Annotated in this window: 19 protein-coding genes; 16 read left to right on the forward strand and 3 right to left on the reverse strand. The window is 51.5% G+C overall.

Annotated elements, in window-relative coordinates:
* Positions 1 to 121: 121 nt before the first annotated feature.
* From RHOM_RS06685 to RHOM_RS06700, 4 genes are all read left to right on the forward strand, one after another.
* Positions 122 to 1,441 carry an extracellular solute-binding protein gene (locus tag RHOM_RS06685; RefSeq protein ID WP_014079525.1) on the forward strand — a complete coding sequence of 440 codons (1,320 nt, stop codon included), beginning with the start codon at positions 122 to 124 and terminating at the stop codon, positions 1,439 to 1,441.
* A gap of 16 nt (positions 1,442 to 1,457) precedes the next feature.
* Positions 1,458 to 3,191 carry a methyl-accepting chemotaxis protein gene (locus tag RHOM_RS06690; RefSeq protein ID WP_014079526.1) on the forward strand — a complete coding sequence of 578 codons (1,734 nt, stop codon included), beginning with the start codon at positions 1,458 to 1,460 and terminating at the stop codon, positions 3,189 to 3,191.
* Positions 3,192 to 3,333: 142 nt separating this feature from the next.
* Entirely contained in the window at positions 3,334 to 4,788 is a 1,455-nt protein-coding gene (gene gltX / locus RHOM_RS06695; protein ID WP_014079527.1) for a glutamate--tRNA ligase, read from the forward strand.
* Between the two features lie 13 nt (positions 4,789 to 4,801).
* Positions 4,802 to 6,655, forward strand: coding sequence for an ATP-dependent helicase (locus tag RHOM_RS06700; protein WP_044024630.1), 1,854 nt, complete (start codon positions 4,802 to 4,804; stop codon positions 6,653 to 6,655).
* Here the strand turns inward: RHOM_RS06700 and RHOM_RS06705 are convergent.
* A complete protein-coding gene (locus RHOM_RS06705; protein WP_014079529.1) occupies positions 6,636 to 6,947 on the reverse strand; it encodes a DUF1292 domain-containing protein in 312 nt (103 codons plus the stop codon). The two genes, RHOM_RS06700 and RHOM_RS06705, sit on opposite strands and share 20 nt — an antisense overlap.
* Before the next feature lie 26 nt (positions 6,948 to 6,973).
* Positions 6,974 to 8,068, reverse strand: a complete 1,095-nt coding sequence (locus RHOM_RS06710) for an HD domain-containing phosphohydrolase (protein ID WP_014079530.1) — start codon at positions 8,066 to 8,068, stop codon at positions 6,974 to 6,976.
* Between the two features lie 335 nt (positions 8,069 to 8,403).
* Between RHOM_RS06710 and RHOM_RS06715 the strand changes: the two genes are divergently transcribed.
* Complete coding sequence (locus tag RHOM_RS06715; protein ID WP_014079532.1) at positions 8,404 to 10,305, forward strand: alpha-amylase family glycosyl hydrolase; 1,902 nt, start codon at positions 8,404 to 8,406, stop codon at positions 10,303 to 10,305.
* Between the two features lie 12 nt (positions 10,306 to 10,317).
* Positions 10,318 to 10,923 (forward strand): DUF5662 family protein, encoded by a 606-nt coding sequence (locus tag RHOM_RS06720; protein WP_014079533.1) that lies wholly within the window; start codon positions 10,318 to 10,320, stop codon positions 10,921 to 10,923.
* Here the strand turns inward: RHOM_RS06720 and RHOM_RS16905 are convergent.
* Positions 10,829 to 11,770, reverse strand: coding sequence for an RluA family pseudouridine synthase (locus RHOM_RS16905; RefSeq protein WP_014079534.1), 942 nt, complete (start codon positions 11,768 to 11,770; stop codon positions 10,829 to 10,831). The genes RHOM_RS06720 and RHOM_RS16905 overlap by 95 nt on opposite strands.
* Positions 11,771 to 11,922: 152 nt before the next feature.
* Between RHOM_RS16905 and sigK the strand changes: the two genes are divergently transcribed.
* The 10 genes from sigK (at position 11,923) to RHOM_RS17920 (ending at position 21,339) form a co-directional block, all read left to right on the forward strand.
* Complete coding sequence (gene sigK / locus RHOM_RS06730) at positions 11,923 to 12,561, forward strand: RNA polymerase sporulation sigma factor SigK (protein WP_044024633.1); 639 nt, start codon at positions 11,923 to 11,925, stop codon at positions 12,559 to 12,561.
* Between the two features lie 132 nt (positions 12,562 to 12,693).
* Positions 12,694 to 14,223: a YifB family Mg chelatase-like AAA ATPase gene (locus tag RHOM_RS06735; RefSeq protein WP_014079536.1), complete on the forward strand. Its 1,530-nt coding sequence runs from the start codon at positions 12,694 to 12,696 to the stop codon at positions 14,221 to 14,223.
* A gap of 4 nt (positions 14,224 to 14,227) precedes the next feature.
* The gene (gene dprA, locus RHOM_RS06740; protein ID WP_014079537.1) at positions 14,228 to 15,295 is read left to right on the forward strand and encodes a DNA-processing protein DprA; all 1,068 of its coding nucleotides are present in this window, start codon (positions 14,228 to 14,230) and stop codon (positions 15,293 to 15,295) included.
* Positions 15,296 to 15,321: 26 nt separating this feature from the next.
* Positions 15,322 to 17,406 carry a type I DNA topoisomerase gene (topA, locus tag RHOM_RS06745; RefSeq protein ID WP_014079538.1) on the forward strand — a complete coding sequence of 695 codons (2,085 nt, stop codon included), beginning with the start codon at positions 15,322 to 15,324 and terminating at the stop codon, positions 17,404 to 17,406.
* Positions 17,407 to 17,513: 107 nt separating this feature from the next.
* A complete protein-coding gene (gene codY, locus RHOM_RS06750; protein ID WP_044024634.1) occupies positions 17,514 to 18,296 on the forward strand; it encodes a GTP-sensing pleiotropic transcriptional regulator CodY in 783 nt (260 codons plus the stop codon).
* A gap of 222 nt (positions 18,297 to 18,518) precedes the next feature.
* On the forward strand, positions 18,519 to 18,914 hold the full coding sequence (gene flgB / locus RHOM_RS06755) for a flagellar basal body rod protein FlgB (protein ID WP_014079540.1): 396 nt from the start codon (positions 18,519 to 18,521) through the stop codon (positions 18,912 to 18,914).
* 14 nt (positions 18,915 to 18,928) lie between these two features.
* Positions 18,929 to 19,369, forward strand: coding sequence for a flagellar basal body rod protein FlgC (gene flgC, locus RHOM_RS06760; RefSeq protein ID WP_014079541.1), 441 nt, complete (start codon positions 18,929 to 18,931; stop codon positions 19,367 to 19,369).
* A 33-nt stretch (positions 19,370 to 19,402) separates the two neighbouring features.
* On the forward strand, positions 19,403 to 19,717 hold the full coding sequence (gene fliE / locus RHOM_RS06765; protein WP_014079542.1) for a flagellar hook-basal body complex protein FliE: 315 nt from the start codon (positions 19,403 to 19,405) through the stop codon (positions 19,715 to 19,717).
* Positions 19,718 to 19,720: 3 nt separating this feature from the next.
* Complete coding sequence (locus RHOM_RS17915; protein ID WP_242823168.1) at positions 19,721 to 20,449, forward strand: hypothetical protein; 729 nt, start codon at positions 19,721 to 19,723, stop codon at positions 20,447 to 20,449.
* Between the two features lie 95 nt (positions 20,450 to 20,544).
* Positions 20,545 to 21,339, forward strand: coding sequence for a flagellar M-ring protein FliF C-terminal domain-containing protein (locus tag RHOM_RS17920; protein ID WP_242823169.1), 795 nt, complete (start codon positions 20,545 to 20,547; stop codon positions 21,337 to 21,339).
* Position 21,340: the final 1 nt, after the last annotated feature.

Genomic DNA, 21,340 nt, shown 5'->3' on the forward strand with positions numbered 1-21,340 from the left:
GCGCATTTTGTAAAATAGGTGTAAAATATATAAAATGAGTGCAAAATCGTGTATAAGAACAGAAGAGGCGGCAGAGAGAATTTGCACATACAGATACGAATACAAAGGAAGGGGATTTCAAATGAAGAAGCATGTTATTGCGGCGGTTGCAGCGGCAGCCTTTGTTACAACAGCAATGGCGGGCTGTACAGGTGCGGATACGACGGCAGGTGGAGAGTCCGTAAACGGTGAACCGTCCGTATTGCAGACGGAGGCGGTCATGGATTCGACAGAGTTGTCCGGCGATGTAGCGGAGGATGACGGCAAGGTTACATTGACCGTATGGGCAGAGGAGGCCAATTTTGATGTTCTGCAGGAGATGATCGACAGCTTCGAGCAGAAATATGCAGGACAGGCAGATTTTGATATTCAGCTTGCGGAGAATGCAGATGCTGAGACGCGCAATACGCTGCTTGGAGATGTACATAACGGAGCGGATGTCTTCCCGCTGCCGGACGATCAGCTTACCAGCATGGTTGCAGCCGGTGCCTTAGAGCCGGTACCAAATGCAGATGAGATCCGGGAGGCGAATCTGGATGAGGCGGTTGCAGCGGCTTCTGTGAATGATACGCTGTACGCTTACCCGATGACGGCGGACAACGGATATTTTCTGTATTACGACAAGAATTACCTGACGGAAGAGGACGTCCAGACGATGGACGGGCTTCTGGCAGCAGCGGGCGCTGTGGGCAAGAAGGTGACGATGGACTGGAGTTCCGGCTGGTACCTCTATGCGTTTTTCGGCAACACCGGACTGGATTTCGGTGTAAATGACGACGGGGTGACGAACTACTGCGACTGGAATGCGACGGAAGGCAGCATAAAGGGAACCGACATTGAGGAGGCGCTGCTTGCCATCGCACAGAATCCGGCGTTTTTAAGCTGTACCGACACGGAATTCATGGAGGGCGTGCAGGACGGAACGGTTGTGGCAGGCGTCAGCGGCGTGTGGAATGCATCGGAGATCAAAAAGGTATGGGGCAACGATTACGGGGCAGTGAAGCTTCCGACCTACACCTGCGCGGGACAGCAGATCCAGATGGCCTCTTTCACGGGCTATAAGATGATGGGCGTCAACGCCTATTCCAAGCACAAGGACTGGGCATTAAAGCTTGCAGACTGGTTTACAAACGAGGAGAACCAGATGCTGCGTCTTGAGGAGCGCGATCAGGGACCTTCCAATAAAAACGCGGCTGCGTCGGAGCAGGTACAGGCGGTGCCTGCCATCCAGGCAGTCATTGCGCAGGCGCAGTACGGCAAACTCCAGCGTGTGGGCAACAGCTTCTGGGATGCGACGACGGAGTTCGGCAATCTGATGGCGACAGGCAGCACAAACGGAACGGATCCGCAGGAAGTGATGGATACGCTTGTGGCTGGAATTACACAGTCGACGGTACAGTAACGGGGAGGAGCAGGATATGAAGAAAAAAAGCTATATCAGTACAAAGTTTATTATTCTGATTCCGGTATTTATCCTGGGATTTGTGTCAGTCGTTTCCAATATTCTGGCAGTGACCAATATTAAGAGAGTAAATGCAAATGCAACGCAGATTGCAAACGGCTACATGAGCTGTATTTCAGAGCTCGGCGATATTCAGAAAGAGACGCTTCTGATCCACAGACTGGGACTGTCCCATATCGTGGCGACCGACTTAAATACCATGATCTCGCTGGTCGAGACCATCCGGAGTGAGCAGGAGACCTTAGAGACATATCTGGATGATTTCCAGGAATATGTGACAGACGACAACAAGGCGGAATACGATGCGCTGGTGTCCAACTACGAGGGAATGAAGTACGAGCTTGCCAACCTCATGGCATACAGTGCCAACAACGATAACGAGGCGGCTTATGCGCTGGCAAACGGCAAGATCGCCGATTATTCCAGTGCAATGCAGGAGAGCATTGCGGCAATCCGCACCAATGTCAGCGAAAATGCGGATGTGGCAAAGGAACAGCTTGCAGCGGTCTACCGGACGGCAATCGCGGCGAGCACGGCATCCATCATCATCAGTGTGGCGGCGTTGCTTGCAACTCTGATCTGCGTATTCCAGCTGGTAATTATCCCTCTGTTAAAGACACAGAAGGAGATCACAGATATTATTGAGGACATTGACAAGCGCGAGGGCGATCTGACGAGACGTGTGAGCGTGCACGCCAACCAGGAGGTCGCGGCGGTCGGCAACGGCATCAACGTGTTTATGGACAAGCTTCAGGATATTTTCAAGGTGATCGTGAACAATTCAACCAGAATGGAATCTGTGGTCGGCGAGGTGCGCGACAGCGTCGTGACATCGAATGGCAGTGTGTCGGATCTGTCGGCACTCACAGAAGAACTTTCTGCCACGATGGAGGAGATGTCAGCCAATGCATCCCTCATCAATACGAACACCGAGTCTGTAAAGCAGGAAGTTGACCAGATCGCGGAGCGCACGTCAGAGATCAACGCGTACACCCGCGAGATGAAGGAACATGCGGATTCCATGGAGGCTTCCGCAAGGGAGAACATGGAGTCTACCGGAGCCAAGGTCAATGAGATTTTAACTGTATTAAATCAGGCAATCGAGGACAGCAAGAGCGTAAATCAGGTAAACAGCCTGACCGATGATATTTTAAATATTGCAAGCCAGACCAACCTTCTGGCGTTAAATGCCTCCATCGAGGCAGCGAGAGCAGGGGAAGCGGGCAGAGGATTTTCCGTTGTTGCGACGGAGATCAGCCAGCTTGCAGCCGCCAGCCAGGAGGCAGCCAACCGTATCCAGCAGATCAACCGCGTTGTGACGGAGGCGGTTGGAAACCTCACGGAACATTCCAACGGACTGGTGCAGTATATGAATGATTCCATTCTTCCGGAGTTTGAGGCGTTTGTCGATGCCGGAAGTGCGTACCGGGAGAAGGCAACCCACATTGAGACCAGCATGGGAGACTTTACCGAGAAGACGGAGGTCTTAAAGAAGACGATGGCAGAGATCGCGGATTCCATCAACACGATTGCACATGCGATCGAGGAGGGTGTGAAGGGCGTTTCCAGCGCTGCCGACAGCACGCAGGTGCTCGTGGGCGACATGGAGGACATCACGCGCCATATGGACGAGAACCAGCACATCGCGGCAGATTTGAAGCGCGAGACAGAGGTCTTCAAAAAATTATAGGCACAGGATTTGTCCGCTTGCCAGAAGTATCAAATTGTTATATAATAGCCTGTGGTCATGTCACAAGACAAAGGACAGCCACAGGCTGTTGTTATTCAGGAAAGAAACAGCACCGTAAGGTGTTATACAATGGAGGTTTAAGATGAGTAAAGTCAGAACCAGATTCGCACCAAGCCCGACAGGAAGAATGCATGTCGGCAATCTGCGATCCGCATTATATGAGTTTTTAATTGCAAAGCATGCCGGAGGAGATTTCATGCTTCGCATTGAGGATACCGATCAGGAGCGCTATGTGGAGGGCGCTGTCGAGATTATCTACCGCACGCTGCAGGAGACGGGACTTGTACACGATGAGGGACCGGACAAGGACGGCGGATACGGTCCTTATGTACAGAGCGAGCGTATGAAGACCGGCATTTACATGAAATATGCTAAAGAGCTGATTGAGAAGGGGGAGGCATATTACTGCTTCTGTGACAAGGAGCGTCTGGCATCCCTTAAGACAGAGGTGGTCGAGGGCAAGGAGATCACGCTCTACGACAAGCACTGCCTGCACCTTAGCAAGGAGGAGATTGAGGCAAATCTTGCTGCCGGCAAGCCGTTTGTCATCCGTCAGAATATTCCGAATGAGGGAACGACAACCTTCCACGACGAACTTTACGGAGATATCACCGTGGAGAACGCAGAACTGGACGATATGATTTTAATCAAGTCGGACGGATACCCGACTTACAACTTTGCAAATGTTGTTGATGACCACACGATGAATATTACACATGTGGTTCGCGGAAACGAATACCTCTCCTCAGCACCGAAGTATCAGCGTCTTTATGATGCGTTCGGCTGGGAGTCACCGGTGTACATTCATCTGCCGTTAATTACGGACGAGAACCATAAAAAGCTTTCCAAGCGCAGCGGACATTCTTCCTTTGAGGATCTCTTAGAGCAGGGATTCCTGTCCGAGGCAGTGGTCAACTACATCGCACTTTTGGGATGGAGCCCGGAGGACAACCGTGAGATCTTTACCCTGGATGAGCTGATCAAAGAGTTCGACTATCACAGAATCAGCAAATCCCCGGCGGTGTTCGATTACACCAAGTTAAAGTGGATGAACGGGGAGTACATCAAGGCGATGGATTTTGACCGTTTTTATGAGATGGCGGAGCCGTATCTGCGTGAGGTCATTCACAAGGATATGGATTTGAAGAAGATTGCAGCGATGGTGAAGACCCGTATCGAGGTTTTCCCGGAGATCCGCGACCACATCGACTTCTTCGAGGAACTGCCGGAGTACGATATTGCGATGTACACACACAAGAAGATGAAGACCAATGCAGAGACCTCGCTGGAGGTTTTAAGCGACGTCCTGCCGCTGCTGGAAGCGCAGGAGGATTTTTCCAATGATGCACTCTATGCGACGCTCCTTAAGTATGTTGAGGAAAAGGGCGTGAAGAACGGCTATGTGATGTGGCCGATCCGTACCGCAGTGTCCGGCAAACAGATGACGCCGGGCGGAGCGACAGAGCTGATGGAGGTTTTAGGCAAAGAGGAATCCATTGCGAGAATCAAAAAAGGCATTTCCATGTTACAGAAATAATCAGAGGTAATCTATGAGTTTTAACCCGTCTCAGCGTGAGGCCATCCGTCACAAGGATGGTCCCATGCTCGTACTGGCCGGGCCCGGTTCGGGCAAGACCCTTGTCATTACGGAACGCACCAGACATTTGATAACAGAATATGGAATCAATCCGGCAAACATTCTTGTCATCACGTTTACAAGAGCGGCGGCAACGGAGATGAAGGAACGTTTTTTGCGCCTGATGGGCGGAAAATCTTCCGCAGTGACGTTTGGAACTTTCCACGCCGTCTTTTTTATGATCTTAAAGCACGCCTACCACTATCAGGCGGAGAACATCATCCGCGAGGAGCAGCGGGTGAGCTGCATGCGTGAGATCATTAAGCGCCACAGGCTGGAATATGAGGATGAGTCGGAGTTCATCGCAGCGCTTCTGGGGGAGATCGGTCTAGTGAAAAACAGCGGAATTTCACTCGATCATTACTATTCCACGAACTGCGGGGAAGAGGTGTTCCGGAGAGTTTACAGCGAGTACCACGAATATCTCTATGCGCATCATCTGATTGACTTCGAGGATATGCTTTTGTATACATGGGAGCTTTTCAAGGAGCGGAAGGATATTCTGGCTGCCTGGCAGAAAAAATATCCCTACATTCTGATTGACGAGTTCCAGGACATCAACCAGATTCAGTTTGAGGTGGTCAGGCTGCTTGCGGGTGAGCAGAGAAATCTGTTTGTTGTGGGGGATGACGACCAGTCGATCTACCGCTTCCGCGGAGCAAAGCCGGAGATTATGCTGCGGTTTGAGCGTGAAATTCCGGGGACGAAAACCGTGCTTCTCGACACGAATTACCGGTCGCAGGCCAATATTGTCGAGGATGCGCTGAATCTGATCGGGCACAATAAGGAGCGCTTCCAGAAGCGCATCCGCGCGGCACTCCCGGCGGAGACCGGGGTGGAGTATGCCGTTTTTGAGGATCAGCGGAAGGAGAATCTGCGGATCATCCGCGATATTTGTGATGCGGTGGAGAGGGGAAAGAGCTACCGTGATTTTGCTGTGCTGTTCCGCACTAACACACAGCCGCGTCTTCTGATGGAGCAGATGATGGAGTACAATATTCCGTTTAGGACGAGAGACCGCATACCGAACCTTTACGAGCACTGGATCGCAAAGGATATTTTTGCCTATATCCGGATCGCGCAGGGAAGCCGGGAACGCCGTGATTTTCTGCAGATCATGAACCGCCCGAAGCGCTATATCAGCAGAGATTCATTGGACGAGGACACGGTGGCATTCGATGTGTGGGAATGGTATTTCAGAGAGGCGGAACAGCCGTGGGTGGCGGAGCGGATCGTCACGCTGGAGCATGATGTGATGCAGCTTCGCCGGATGAATCCGTTTGCCGCCATCAACTATATCCGGAAAGGCATCGGATATGACGAGTTCTGTGCCGAGTATGCAGATTACAGGCGTATCCGGGCGGATGAACTTTATGATGTGCTGGATGAACTACAGGAAAGTGCAAGAGGCTATGAAGATTATGACGGATGGTTTGCGCACATCGAGAATTACACCAGGGAATTGGAACGCCTGTACCAGAGCCAGGAAAAGCAGAGTGAGAGCGTAGCGCTTTCCACGCTGCATTCCGCCAAGGGGCTTGAGTACGAAAACGTCTATCTGATCGACGTGAACGAGGGAGTGATGCCCTACAAGAAGGCGGTGCTGGATCAGGACATCGAGGAGGAGCGCCGGATGTTTTACGTCGGTATGACGCGGGCAAAAAAATATCTGCATCTCTTTTCCGTCAAACAGATGAATCAGAAAGATGCAGATATCTCGCGCTTTATTGCCGAGGCAGGAGAGCGTCTCAGTCCTCCATGTCGTTAAATTCTGCCTCGTCAAGCCACTCATCAAAGCGGTCGGATACGGCTTCGTATTCGGCGTCGTCTAAAATATTATCCAGAGACGGATTGCCATCGCTATCCTCCGCATAGCGGTAGATATAGACCTCGCCGTCCTCGTTCGGCTCGCCGGCTTCGGTGAGCGGAAGAAGGGCGATATAGTCCTGCTCGTTGACGGTAAAAATGGTTAAAATCTCACATTCTACCTGGCTGCCGTCATCCAGATCCAGGGTGACCAGGATATCCTCGTCTTCGTTGGTGTTATGGTTGTCTGCCATCATGATATCTCCTTTATTGGATGTTATTAAATAATCGCCTGAATGTAGAGCTCCGGATGCTCCTCAAGATTGATGAAACGTGAGGGGGCGATCTGGATCGTAGGTCTCGTCAGACGCTTATTGATAAAAATAATCTCTCCGGTCTGTCCGTTGTTCAACAGAACCCGGTTGTGCAGGTAAGTGTGCGCAATGTGTTCGAGAAAGGTGAGAATATAGCGCGGCTTGTAGCGCTGCAAGCCTTCCTGTTCAAACTGGGCGATCACTTCAAACGGACACAGCCCCAGACGATAACAGCGGTCGGCGGTCATGGCATCATATACATCCGCGACGGCTATGATCGAAGCGTAGTCGTCAATGTCCGATGCGTACAGACCGAACGGATAACCGCTTCCGTCACACCGCTCGTGATGCATCAGGGCAGCGTTCTTTATGTGCGGATCGAGAGGCTGGTTTTTAAGCAGCTCGTACCCTAAAAGGGGATGGCGCTTGATCTGTTCAAACTCTTCGGAAGTCAGCCTGCCCGGCTTGCCGATGATGCTGGCAGGAATCCGGGATTTCCCGATATCGTGTAAAAGACCGCAGAGAGTCAGTGTGTTCTGGGCATCCTCCGAAAAACCGAGCCAGTTCCCGAGCATGCGGGAGATAATGGCGACGTTGACGCTGTGTGCGTAAGTCGAATCGTCGATCTGCCGTAAGTTATGGAGCATGTCGAACATGGAAAGTGTGGTAGTATGCGACGCAAACAAATCCAGGGTCCCTGCAAGAAGCTTGTCTGTCTCCAGCTTTTTGGCACGTAAAATACAGTCGTTTAACGCAGTGTGAAGCATCGTAGTGCAGCTGTCAAACTTCTGACTGAAAATCTTGTATTCTTCGCTTTGCCGGATACGCTCGGAACGGGAACGAACCGGAGCGTACTGCTTTTGCAGATAATCGTGAAGCCCGCCGGAGGAATCGCTGCTGTCCCTGATCCATACTTCCGGTATGGAATAGTCATGGATGTGCAGGATGGTCTGCGCACTCAAAAGACAGCCCTCATCCAGGATGATCTGCCCCGCGGCAGTGCGAACCGGTCTGGCTGTGAACATTCCGGGCTTTAAATCTGTCGTGGGTATTCGTTTCATATACATCACCTCGATCGTACTGTGACAATAAGAACTCTCGTTTCTTAATATTATAACATGAGATGCAAATGCCGGACAAGCGCATTCTCCCCGAAAAAGAAAAAACTATACAAAAAACAAGCGGGAATGATATAATGTACGCGAAGGCTATTGAGCAGTGCCAGACAGGGAGTTTTAAAAATTTGCCTGCGAAGGCAAAATTTTTTAAAATTCATGGCTGATAGGGCGAAAGCCCGTGAGTCCGGGAAATCTCTGATTTTCCGGACGTGCACAGCGAAATGATGTGTAGGTGCACAGCGAAATGATGTGTAGGTGCATTGCGAAGAGATGCAGACGTGCAGGCAGCGAAGACAAAGGTGGAAGATGGCATGGCGTATACGATAAAAGAGGGCGATTACAGACAATACGGGGCATCAGCCGCAGGCGGCGGAGTCGTGTTTACGTTTGAGGCAGAAAAGGAAGAGGACTGCAGTATTCTTCTGTATGGGAAAGATGGCGGAATCCGGCAGGAACTGAAGGTGCCGGAAAGCTGCTGCAGAGGAGCGATCCGGTCAGTCTTTGTCGCGGGGCTTAAGGCAGAGAGCCTGCGTTATAATTATAAAATCAGCGGGACGGTCGTGACCGATCCTTATGCAAACCGCATCATCGGCAGAGAGCGCTGGAGAGACGCAGGGCGCGTTAAGAATGAGTTCCGGGTCTGCGGTGGTTATTCGGATGACACTTTTTCGTGGGGGACGGATGTACATCCGGAGATCCCGCGCCATGAGATGTTCCTCTATAAGCTCAACATCCGCGGATTTTCGATGGATGCGGGAATCCCTGCAAAGGAGCGGGGAACTTTTGCGGCGGTGCGCGATAAGATTCCCTATCTGAAAGAACTTGGTGTCACGACGGTGGAGTTCATGCCGGTGTATGAGTTTGAGGAACTGATCTTAAAGGAGAAGGCGGTATTGCCGGAATATATCAGCTGGCAGGTGCGGAAAGAGGATCAGATCAAGCCGGAAGCATGTGCGATGCCGGAGCGTGTGAACCTGTGGGGATATGCGCCCGCCAATTATTTTGCGGTAAAGGCGTCCTACGCGAAAGGGCAGGATGCGGCCGTCGAATGGAAAAAACTCATCCGCGCGCTCCATGAGAATCACATGGAATGTGTGATGGAGATGTATTTTCCTGAGAATGTCAATCAGAATCTGATCTTAGATGCGCTGCGTTACTGGGTCAGGGAGTATCATGTGGATGGCTTCCATCTGCTGGGGGAGAATCTGCCCGTCACGCAGATTGCACAGGATGCGTGGCTTAGACGGACGAAGATTTTCTGCGCCGGTTTCGAGAACGCTGTGCTCTGGCACCCGTGCCGTTATCCGCATCTGTATGTATACAATGACGAATATCTGTATCCCGTCCGGGCGCTGCTCAATCACAAGAACGGCGGTATGGATGCATTTGCATGCCAGCAGCGCAAACAGCATCAGTATCACGGATTTGTCAATTACATTTCGGACAATAACGGGTTTTCCCTGCGGGATCTCTTCTGCTATGAGCAGAAACACAATGAAGACAACGGGGAGGAGAACCGGGATGGAAGCGACTGGAATTTGAGCGCCAACTACGGCGTGGAGGGACGAAGCCGCAAGCAGCGGATCGTAAGAATCCGTGAACGGCAGATGTGCAATGCGGTGGCGGTGCTTTTTCTCGCGCAGGGAGTCCCGCTTTTATACGAGGGGGACGAGACGGGAGATTCCCAGGAAGGCAACAACAATGCATACTGTCAGGACAATCCGACCGGCTGGGTGAACTGGAAGAAAGATGAGCGCTACGCGTGGTTCCGGGAGTTTGTGGCGCGGATGGCAGCGTTTCGCAGGGAGCATCCCGTGCTCGCCGCGGATATGCCAAAACAGCTTTCCGATGCAAAAGGAACGGGGTATCCCGATTTGTCCTATCACGGAGAGAATGCGTGGATTTCAGATCTTTCCGGCGAGAGACAGTCTTTGGGCATGCTCTACTGCGGAAAAGAGGATGGCGATGGAACAGAGGGGGAGAAATTCCTTTATGTCGGTTGCAATTTTCACATGGGTCCTACCAGATTGGCGCTTCCGAAGCTTCCCGGGAAGAAAAAGTGGTATCTGCTGATGGACACCGCCAGAGAGCGGGCACCGTTCCTAAAAGAGGAGGAGCGGGTGGATGCGCCGCGGATCGAACTTTGCGGTCAGTCTGTCGTTATATTAACAGGAAAATAAGGTTACATTATTATGAAAGCATGGAAACATTTTTGCACGATCAACCATCACAAGCATCTGGTCATGAAAGGCTGTTTTGCGGTGGGGTTATACAAACAGGGATTATTACATGATCTGTCGAAATATACGCCGACAGAATTTCTGGTGGGCTGTAAATATTATCAGGGAACAATGAGCCCGAACAATGCAGAGCGCAAGGATAAGGGATACTCGTCCGCGTGGCTGCACCACAAAGGGCGGAACAAGCATCACATGGAATACTGGATTGACTACGGCGTGCCGGACGAGGGCGGGGACAAGGGACTCTGCGGCATGAAAATGCCTCTGCGGTACGTGGTGGAGATGTATATCGACCGTGTAGCGGCCTCGAAAAATTACCAGAAGGAGCGCTATACCGACCGGAGCGCATTAGAGTATTACCTGCATGGAAAGGATTTTCATGTCATGCACAAGGATACGCGGGCGCTTCTTGAACTGCTTTTGTACCGGCTCGCTGTCCGGGGCGAGCCGGAAGTCAATACATTTATCCGCGAAGAACTGCTGGCAGGGAAGATCCCCTATGAGCAGAAGGTTCTGGATCAATTAGCGCAGCCATATCACAGGGAAGCGGAGAAGTAAACGTAAGCATCTCCCCGGTGACGGGATGAGAAAAAGACAAACGGTGGGAATGAAGTGCCTGCCGTTTTATTTTTGTGTCTGAAAATGCCGGATAATAGAGCTGGTCGCCTGCCAGAGGATAGCCGAGCGCGGACATGTGGACACGGATCTGGTGCGTGCGCCCCGTTTCCAGATGAAGGGAGAGCAGGGAATAGGGGGCGTGGCATAAGAGACTTTTATAGTGCGTGATGGCATCATCCCCGCAGAGAAAATCAACCTGCCGGCGGACATCGCCCGGTTTTACGCGGGCAATCGGCGCGTGGACGGTGCCGCTTCCGGTGAGCGTGCCGCATACGACGGCGAGGTATTCCCGGCGGATCATACGCTGCTGCATGGCTTTGCCGAGCAGGGCGGCGGAGAGCATATTTTTGGCGACGATGATCAGGCCGCTCGTGTCGGCATCCAGCCGGTTGATGCAGCGGAACGGGCGGATTTCGCCTTTTGCACGGTAATATCCCGTGACGGCGTTTGCAAGCGTATCCCTCTGGTGCGCGGCAGACGGGTGTACCGGCATGCCTGCCGGCTTGTCAATCACCAGAAGATCTTCGTCCTCGTAACAGATCGCGAGGGGAATCTGCTGCGGAAAAATGGAGGTGCCGGAAGTATTCTCCTCCAGATGAAGACAGAGAAGGTCGCCGGTGTGAAGCGTTTCATTCATATGCGCCCACACGCCGTTCAAGAGGGTGCCGTGGTCTGTTTTCTTTAAATGTACCAGTATCGGCCCGGAATAGCCGAGACTTTTTAAATAATGCAGAATGGTCTGCCCGTCCGTGGCGGATAAAATGCGGTAGGTAAGGGTGCGCAGCATAAAAATTCCTCCTGTTTCATGTAACGCTATTATAGCGAAGCGGCGGGGGAGATGTAAAGACGGCATGTATTTGTTTGCGGAAAAAAGAGGGGAAAAGCACGGAAAACATGGCCCATACATAGAATGTATCAATAAAGCTTTTCAGGTGCGTTGTGAAAACTTTCTTATCTCCGCTCACACCAGAACAGGAAATGGAATGCCTGAAAAAAATGAAAGACGGCGACCTTGAGGCAAAAAAAGAACTGACGCTTCGGAATATGCGCCTGGTAGCGCACGTGGCGAAAAAATATCAGAATTCCGATGAAGATATGGAAGATCTGATCTCCATCGGAACCATCGGTCTGATCAAGGCAATCTCTACTTATAAAGAAGATTACGGAAGCCGCCTGGCAACTTACGCGGCGAGATGCATTGACAATGAACTGCTGATGCATTTCCGTTCCAAAAAGAAGACGGCCAGAGAGGTCTCTCTGTATGAACCGATCGGAACGGACAAAGAGGGCAATCAGATTCATCTGCTGGATATTGTGGAGAGCGATGAACCGGATGTGGTGGAGACGATCGAGACCGACAGACGCACCAGAGAGGTGCTGGCACTTGTGCCGAAGCTGCTTTCCGGCAGGGAGCGCTATATCATAGAAAACCGGTACGGTCTCTATGCCTGTAAACCGATGACACAGCGTGAGATTGCAGCGGCGCTTGGAATATCCCGCTCGTATGTGTCGAGAATCGAGAAACGGGCGCTGGAAAAACTGCGAAAAGGAATGGAAAGCGCGGGGGGCGGGAGATAAATTGCCGCTTCCCTTTTTCTACAAATGATGTTATACTAAACATGTCTTTTTAACAAATGTATTTTCTAAGATATTCAGCAGTGTTCACTGCACAGAGATTCCAGATCTTTCTATAATGAAAAGGAGAACAGGTTGTATAGCAGAGTAGCAACAGCAACGATACGCGGTATCCAGAGTGTGCCTGTCTGCGTGGAAGCGGATGTGAGCGACGGGATGCCTGTTTTTGAGATGGTCGGTTTTCTGGCGTCTGAGGTCAAAGAAGCCAGGGAGCGGGTGCGCACAGCGCTCCGCAATGTGGGGTGTGCGCTGCCGCCGCGCAGAATTACCGTGAATTTTATGCCGGCGGACATCCGCAAATCCGGAGCCGGGTTTGATCTGCCGATCGCAGTGGCGGTGCTGGCTGCGATGGGAAGGCTTCCGCATGCGGTACTGGATGATGTGCTGATCGTGGGTGAGATCGGATTAAACGGCGTGGTGCAGCCGGTTCACGGCGTGCTCCCGATGGTGGCGGAGGCAAAGGAACGCGGAATCCGGCGCTGCATTGTGCCGCGGGCGAATCGAAAAGAGGCGGCGCTTGTTTCCGGGATGCTTGTCTGCGGTGTGGAAAATATCGGGGAGGTCATGCGGCTTCTTGAGGATGCGTCGTGGGAGAAGTACGCCGCAGAGGAATATAATATAGAAGAAACACAGCCCGCAGTGCTTCCTGATTTTTCGGAGATCCACGGACAGCGGCTGATGAAGCGGGCGTGTGAAGTTGCGGTAACCGGAATGCACAATCTGCTGTTTGTGGGACCGCCGGGTGCGGGCAAGACCATGGTGGCATCGCGTATCCCGTCCATTCTGCCGCCGCTTGCGGAGGCGGAGCGCATGGAGTTATCCAAAATCTACAGTGTAAAAGGAATGCTTGCCGGGGAGAACGGTCTGCTTACGCAGCGCCCGTTCCGGGCGCCGCATCACACCGTGAGTGTGCAGGGGCTTACGGGCGGCGGAAGAATCCCGCAGCCGGGGGAGATCTCACTGGCACATAAGGGCGTGCTGTTTCTGGATGAACTTCCGGAATTCGCCAGGGAGACGGTTGAGGCGCTGCGCCAGCCGCTGGAAGAGGGGGCGGTTCATCTGGTGCGTCTTGGCGGAAGTTATGTCTATCCGGCAGATTTTATGCTGGTGGCGGCGATGAATCCGTGCCCGTGCGGCTATTATCCCGATATGCAGAAATGCAGGTGTACGCAGACGGCGATCCACCGGTACTTAGAGAGGATCAGCCAGCCGATCTTAGACCGGATTGACATTTGTGTGGAGGCGCCGGCGCTGACATTCGGGGAATTAACCGGACAGCAAAAAGAGGAGACATCGGCGGCAATTCAGAAGCGCGTGGCGGTGGCACAGGACATTCAACGGGAGCGCTACCGGAAGGAAGGATTTTCGTACAACAGCCAGATACCTGCCACGAAGATCCGGGAGTATTGTGCTCTTGACAAGAAGCAGGAGCAGTATATGGAAGAGATCTACGGAAAGCTGCAGCTCACCGCCAGATCTTACCATAAGCTTCTGCGGGTGGCACGCACGCTGGCGGATATGGACGGCGGAGACCGGATTTGCGACCGGCATCTGGAGGAGGCAATCTGCTACAGAAGCTTTGACAGAAAGTTCTGGGAGAGGTGAAGAGATGAATTATGCGTATTGGTTTGCAAATATTCCCGGACTCTCCAACTGTGCGAAAATCAGTATCCATGAAAAGGTCGGGAATGCACAGGATATCTATTTTCTTAGCGAAAAGCAGATGGAAAATCTGCAATTATTGGCAAAAGAAATACAGGCGGTCCGGGCTGCGCAAAAGACGGACATGGAGGAAGCGTACGCTAAGATGTGTGAATCCGGGATCTCGTTTGTGTCGCTGGAGGATGCATCTTATCCAAAGAGGCTCCGCCATATCGCAAATCCGCCGTACGGACTGTATGTAAAGGGATGCCTCCCGCAGGGAGAGACCGTTGCGATTGTCGGTGCGAGAATGTGCTCCGAATACGGGCGGACGGTTGCAAGGGAGCTCGGGAGAATGCTTGCGGCGCGCGGCGTCGGTGTTGTGAGCGGAATGGCGCGCGGCATCGATGCTGCGGGGCATCAGGGAGCGCTTGACGTGGGCGGAATCAGCTGCGCCGTCTTAGGGTGCGGCGTGGATGTCTGCTATCCGAAGAGCAGCCGGGTGCTGTATGAGGAGATTCTGGAACGGGGCTCGGTTGTCTCGGAGTATCCGCCCGGCACGCAGCCGATTCCGGGATATTTTCCGCAGCGCAACCGCATCATATCAGGGCTTGTCCGGGCGGTTGTTGTGGTGGAGGCAAAGCAGCGGAGCGGATCGCTGATCACGGCGGATTTTGCGCTGGAGCAGGGGAGGGATGTCTATGCCATTCCGGGCAGGATTACAGATGCCTTGTCGGCGGGATGCAACAGCTTAATCCGGCAGGGAGCGGGGGCAGTTTCCGATCTCGAATCGTTTATACAGGAGCTTGCGCCGGATCCCGGAGCGGGCGGGGAGACATGCACCTTTGAAAAATTATTACTTGAAAAAGAAGAACGCTTGGTGTATAGTTGTGTAGATTTACGACCGAAAAGTATGGAAGAACTTCTGGAGGAGACAGACCTGTCTGTGCCCGAACTGGCGCAGATTCTGGGGATTCTTCTGAAAAAGGGGTTTGTTACGGAAGCATTTAAGAATTGTTATATCAGACGGATTTGAGAAATCAGCATAAAGGAGATGTATGAATGGCTAAGTACCTTGTTATTGTCGAGTCACCCGCTAAGGTAAAAACAATTAAAAAGTTTCTTGGAAAAAATTATGAGGTAGTTGCCTCAAACGGGCATGTGCGGGATCTCCCGAAGAGCCAGATGGGAATCGATGTCGAGCATGATTATGAACCGAAGTATATCACGATCCGTGGAAAGGGAGATATCCTTGCCAAGCTTCGTAAAGAAGTGAAAAAGGCAGACAAAGTGTATCTCGCAACCGACCCCGACCGTGAGGGAGAGGCAATATCATGGCACTTAAGCCAGGCGTTAAAGCTGGACGGCAAGAATGTGCGGAGAATCAGCTTCAATGAGATTACGCAGAACGCGGTCAAGGCGTCCTTAAAGCAGCCGCGCGATATCGATATGAATCTTGTCAACGCACAGCAGACCAGACGTATTCTGGACCGTATTGTGGGTTACAAGATCAGCCCGCTTCTGTGGGCAAAAGTAAAGCGTGGGCTGAGCGCCGGAAGAGTACAGTCGGTAGCACTGCGCATCATCTGCGACCGCGAGGACGAGATCAATGCATTCATTCCGGAAGAATACTGGACGCTGGATGCAAAGCTCAAGGCGGACGGCGAAAAGAAGCCGTTGACAGCAAAGTTCCACGGGGACGAGAACGGAAAACTGGCGATTACCTGCCGCGAGGAGGCGGACCGTATCATGGACGAGATCCGCGGAGAGCGGTTTGAAGTCCTGGAAGTGAAAAAGGGTGAGCGCGTGAAGAAAGCGCCGCTGCCGTTTACGACCAGTACCTTACAGCAGGAGGCATCCAAGACATTGAATTTCCCGATCTCCAAGACGATGCGTATTGCCCAGCAGCTCTATGAGGGCGTTGACGTCAAGGGACAGGGAACGGTCGGTCTGATCACCTACCTGCGTACGGATTCCGTCCGTATTTCGGATGAGGCGGATGCGGATGCGAGAGCGTATATCGCACAGAATTACGGGGAAGAATTCGTAGCGACACAGACCGTTACCCAGAAGGGCGGCGCCAAGATCCAGGACGCGCATGAGGCGATTCGTCCTTCCGACATTGCGAGAACACCGGCGGTGGTCAAGGAATCTCTTTCCAGAGACCAGTTCCGCCTCTATCAGCTGATCTGGAAGCGTTTTGCCGCAAGCAGAATGGCTTCTGCGGTATATGAGACGACGAACGTGAAGATCGGTGCCGGAAAGTACCGCTTTGGTGTCGCGGCATCAAAGGTCTCCTTTGAGGGATTTATGTCTGTGTACACGAGCGAGGACGACGAGAAGGACACGAACAATGTTCTGCTGAAAGGAATCGATGAGGATACGAAGCTTACGCTGGACACCTTCGATGAGAAGCAGCATTTTACACAGCCGCCGGCGCATTACACGGAGGCGTCCTTAGTCAAGACGCTGGAGGAGCTGGGAATCGGACGTCCGAGTACCTACTCGCCGACGATCACGACGCTGCTTGGCAGACGTTACATTGTCAAGGAAGCGAAGAATCTGTATGTGACGGAGCTGGGAGAGGTGGTCAACCAGATTATGAAGGAATCCTTCCCGAGCATCGTGGATGAGCATTTTACCGCCAATATGGAGTCGCTGCTCGACAGCATCGGAGAGGGCGCTGTGAACTGGAAGACGGTTGTGCGGAATTTCTATCCGGATCTGGAAGCCGCGGTGGAAGTGGCGGAGAAGGAGCTACAGAAAGTCAAGATCGAGGACGAGGTCACGGATGTTGTCTGCGACCAGTGCGGAAGAAACATGGTGGTAAAATACGGACCGCACGGAAAATTCCTGGCATGCCCGGGCTTCCCGGAGTGCAGGAACACGAAGCCGTATCTGGAAAAAATCGGCGTGCCATGTCCGAAGTGCGGAAAAGACGTTGTCCTCCGCAAGACGAAGAAAGGCAGAAAGTATTTCGGCTGCGAGAATAATCCGGAGTGCGATTTTATGAGCTGGTCACGCCCGGTAGCGGAGAAGTGCCCGAAGTGCGGCGGCTATATGGTGGTAAAAGGCAATAAGATCGCCTGTGCAGATGCGGGATGCGGCTACACCCGTGACAGAAAAGCGGACGAGGATACAAAATAGTTAAAAAAATATGTCAAATATTACGAAAATATTGAATTTTCAGAATTGACGTGTTAAAATATGAAATATAACGAAAAAGAGATTCGAAACGAAATGGGGGCACGGACATGAGTGTTCAATTGTTGGACAAAACCAGAAAAATCAATAAGCTGTTGCACAATAACAGCTCTTCAAAGGTCGTGTTTAATGATATCTGCGATGTGTTGAAGGATATTCTTGCATCCAATATTCTGGTCATCAGCAAAAAGGGAAAGGTTCTTGGAACGGGCGTGTGTCCCGGAGTGGATGAGATCCAGGAATTGATCGTGGACGAGGTGGGAGGTTTCATCGACCCGCTGCTAAACGAACGTCTGCTCGGAATCCTCTCTACCAAGGAGAATGTCAATCTTGAGACGTTAGGTTTCGTAGATCACGTGAAGGAATACACTGCGATCATCACGCCGATTGATATTGCGGGTGAGCGGCTTGGCACGCTGTTTGTCTACAGAGAAGACAGACAGTACGATATTGACGATATCATTTTGAGCGAATACGGGACAACCGTGGTCGGTCTGGAAATGATGCGCTCCGTGAATGAGGAGAATGCGGAGGAGACAAGAAAGGTTCAGATTGTCAAATCTGCAATCAGCACGTTGTCATTTTCGGAATTGGAAGCGATCATTCATATTTTTGATGAGATGGACGGCAAGGAGGGAATCCTTGTAGCAAGCAAGATTGCCGACCGCGTGGGTATCACACGATCCGTCATTGTGAATGCACTGCGCAAGTTCGAGAGTGCAGGCGTGATTGAGTCGCGCTCTTCCGGCATGAAGGGAACCTACATCAAAGTATTGAACGACGTTGTATTCGACGAACTCGACAAGATCAAAAAGCAGAATCAGAAAAAATAAACAGGACGAAAGGGCGTATCGAAGGGTGCGCTCTTTTTTATTTCCGTGGAACGTGGCTTTTTATGCGGGTTTATTTGACAATTTTGCTAATATCTTGTACTTATTATGCAAAAATCTACAAGATAGTGTAAAAAATAACAAAAATCTCTTGCAATTACGAAACCATATTTTATAATAGAATAAGATAGTTTGGGAAACTAGGTGAAGCGGAGGGCGATACATATGATAACTACGAATGCGTTCGACTATATTAACATCATGGATAAGGCGGCGGATGCCAGCTGGAAACGTGAGTCGGCAATTTCCAACAACATAGCAAATGCGGATACTCCGGGCTATAAGAGACAGGATGTGGATTTTGAATCTGCGCTGAAACGGGAGCTTGGCAGCTCGAAGTATATTCCGCTGGATAAGAAAGTGCGGGGACTGAACTCGGATCTTTCGGGCTTAGATGTGTCTACCTATACGGATTCCTCCAATTATTCCTATCGTCTGGACCGCAATAATGTGGATGTGGATACGGAGCAGGTGGAACTGGCATCGGAGCAGCTCCGCTATGAGATGCTGACGACATCGATCAACGAAGAATTCAATCGTATGAAATTAGTGCTTAAATAAACAGGAGGTAGCATATGGGATTATTTCAGTCTTTTGACATCAGTGCGAGCGGTATGACGGCAGAGCGCTTCCGCATCGACACCATCGCGGAGAATATTGCCAATGTCAATACAACGCGTACGGAGGACGGTGAACCGTACCGCCGCAAGATTGTGACGTTTGCGGAAAAGGATCTGACTCCGTTCAGCAAATATTATCAGTCATCCAGAGCGCGGGCTGTAGGCAACGGCGTGAAGGTTACCTCCGTCAAGGAAGATACAGAGACCGATTTTACAATGGAGTATGATCCGTCCCATCCGGATGCGGATGAGAACGGCTATGTGCGTTATCCGAATGTGAATACGGTGACAGAGATGACGAACCTGATTGACGCGTCCCGTGCATATGAGGCGAACACGACGGCGTTTAATGCCAGCAAGAGCATGATTCAGGCGGCACTTAAGATCGGTCAGTAAGACATAGATTAGGATGAAACGGGGGAAATACAGATGGATATCAGTTTATTGACGAATGCCACTTCACCGGATTACATGAGTGCGGTAACACAGAAGACACTGTTGTCTGTGGACACCGATGAGAGCTTTGACTCGGTGTTGTCTTCGGCGATCAATATGCTCAACGAGACGAATGATCTGCAGAATGATTCGCAGTCGGCAAAGATCCAGTTCGCGCTGGGCGAGGCGGACAATCCTCACGATATGCAGATTGCGGCAGCCAAGGCGTATGAGGCGCTGCAGTACACAGTTGCAGTGAGAGATAAGATGCTCGATGCATACAAAGAGATCATGAACATGCAGATTTAATGAATGGAGTTAGAAATTATGCCGGAACAGGTGCAAAAGATTTTAACGAAGATAACGGATTGGTGGAAAAAGTTTACAACCAAGCAGAGAATCCTGCTCGGAAGCATTGTGGCGGTAATTATACTGGCATTGGTGATTCTGGCGGTGGTTGTCGGGAAGCCGAACATGGTAACGCTTATCGAGTGCTCCTCCACAGCGCAGGCGGGTGAAGTAAAAGACCTTCTGGACAATGACGGAAGCATCTCCTACCAGATGTCGGATGACGGGCTGACATTCTATGTGGATGAAAAGGACAATGCGGCGGCGTCGATTCTGCTTGGGCAGAACGGTGTCCCGACGGAAGGATTTTCCATTGACAATGTGTTTGACGGCGGATTCAGCTCCACCGAGGCGGACAAGACCAAGAAATACAAGCTGTATCTGGAGAATTATTTCGCAGATCAGCTGGAGACACTGTCAAACGTCGAGAGCGCGTCTGTGACACTGGACATCCCGAATGATGATGGCACGATTCTTGCGAGAGAGCAGGATTCCTACGCGGCGGTAATTCTTACCTTGAATTCAGATATGAGCGACGAGCAGGCACAGGGACTGGCACAGTACATAGCGACACAGCTCGGCAATGACACGACGGACAACGTTCTGATTCTGGACTCGAACTCCAATGTCCTTTTTTCGGGCGGAGATTCTGATTCGTCGGTCGGAACCGCGAGCAGCCAGCTCTCTCTCTGAGAACTAAGACGGAGAATCTGCTAAAGAGCGAGGTAAAGGATGTTCTGGTCGGCTCGGGACTTTATGATCATGCGGAAGTGGCGGCAAAGCTGGATATGAATTTTGACGCATACCGCGAGACGGAGCGACAGTATTCGGCACCAGACGGTCAGACAAACGGTATGATCGATGAGCAGAGCAATTATGAGTCGAACAGTGTCGGCGGCGCAGCTGCCACACCGGGCACAGATTCCAATGACGATACATCCTATGTGATTGAGGATAACAATTATACCGAGTCCACGATCACCGATACCACGACAAAGTATCAGAACAATGAAAAAGTGACGGACCGCACGGCGGCGACCGGAACGATCAATTACGATACTTCCTCCATTGCGATCGTGGTAAAAAATTATGTGATCTATGATGAGGACACACTCAGGACATCCGGTGCGCTGGATAACATGACATTTGACGAGTATATTGCGGCAAACAGTGACCCGGTCAAGACGACGGTGGATCAGGATAATTACACGATGATCGCCAACGCAACGGGGTTTCCTGAGGCAAACATCAGCATCATCGCTTATGACGAGCCGATTTTCCAGTATTCTTCCGGTGGAAGAACCCTGTCGGATTATCTGCAGATCATACTTGCGGTACTGATTCTTCTCCTGCTTGGTTATGTGGTATTCCGCAGCACCAGAAAGGAGAAACAGGCAGAGATGGAGGAGGAACTTTCCGTGGAAAGCCTGCTGGAATCCACAAAAGAGAACCAGGAGCCGCTTGAGGACATCGGCTACAATGAGAAGTCCGAGACGCGTTTACTGATCGAAAAATTCGTAGAAGAAAAACCGGAGGCGGCTGCATCGTTACTGCGCAACTGGCTCAACGAGGAGTGGGAGTAAT

It is taken from the genome of Roseburia hominis A2-183, from assembly GCF_000225345.1.
Lineage (GTDB): Bacteria > Bacillota > Clostridia > Lachnospirales > Lachnospiraceae > Roseburia > Roseburia hominis.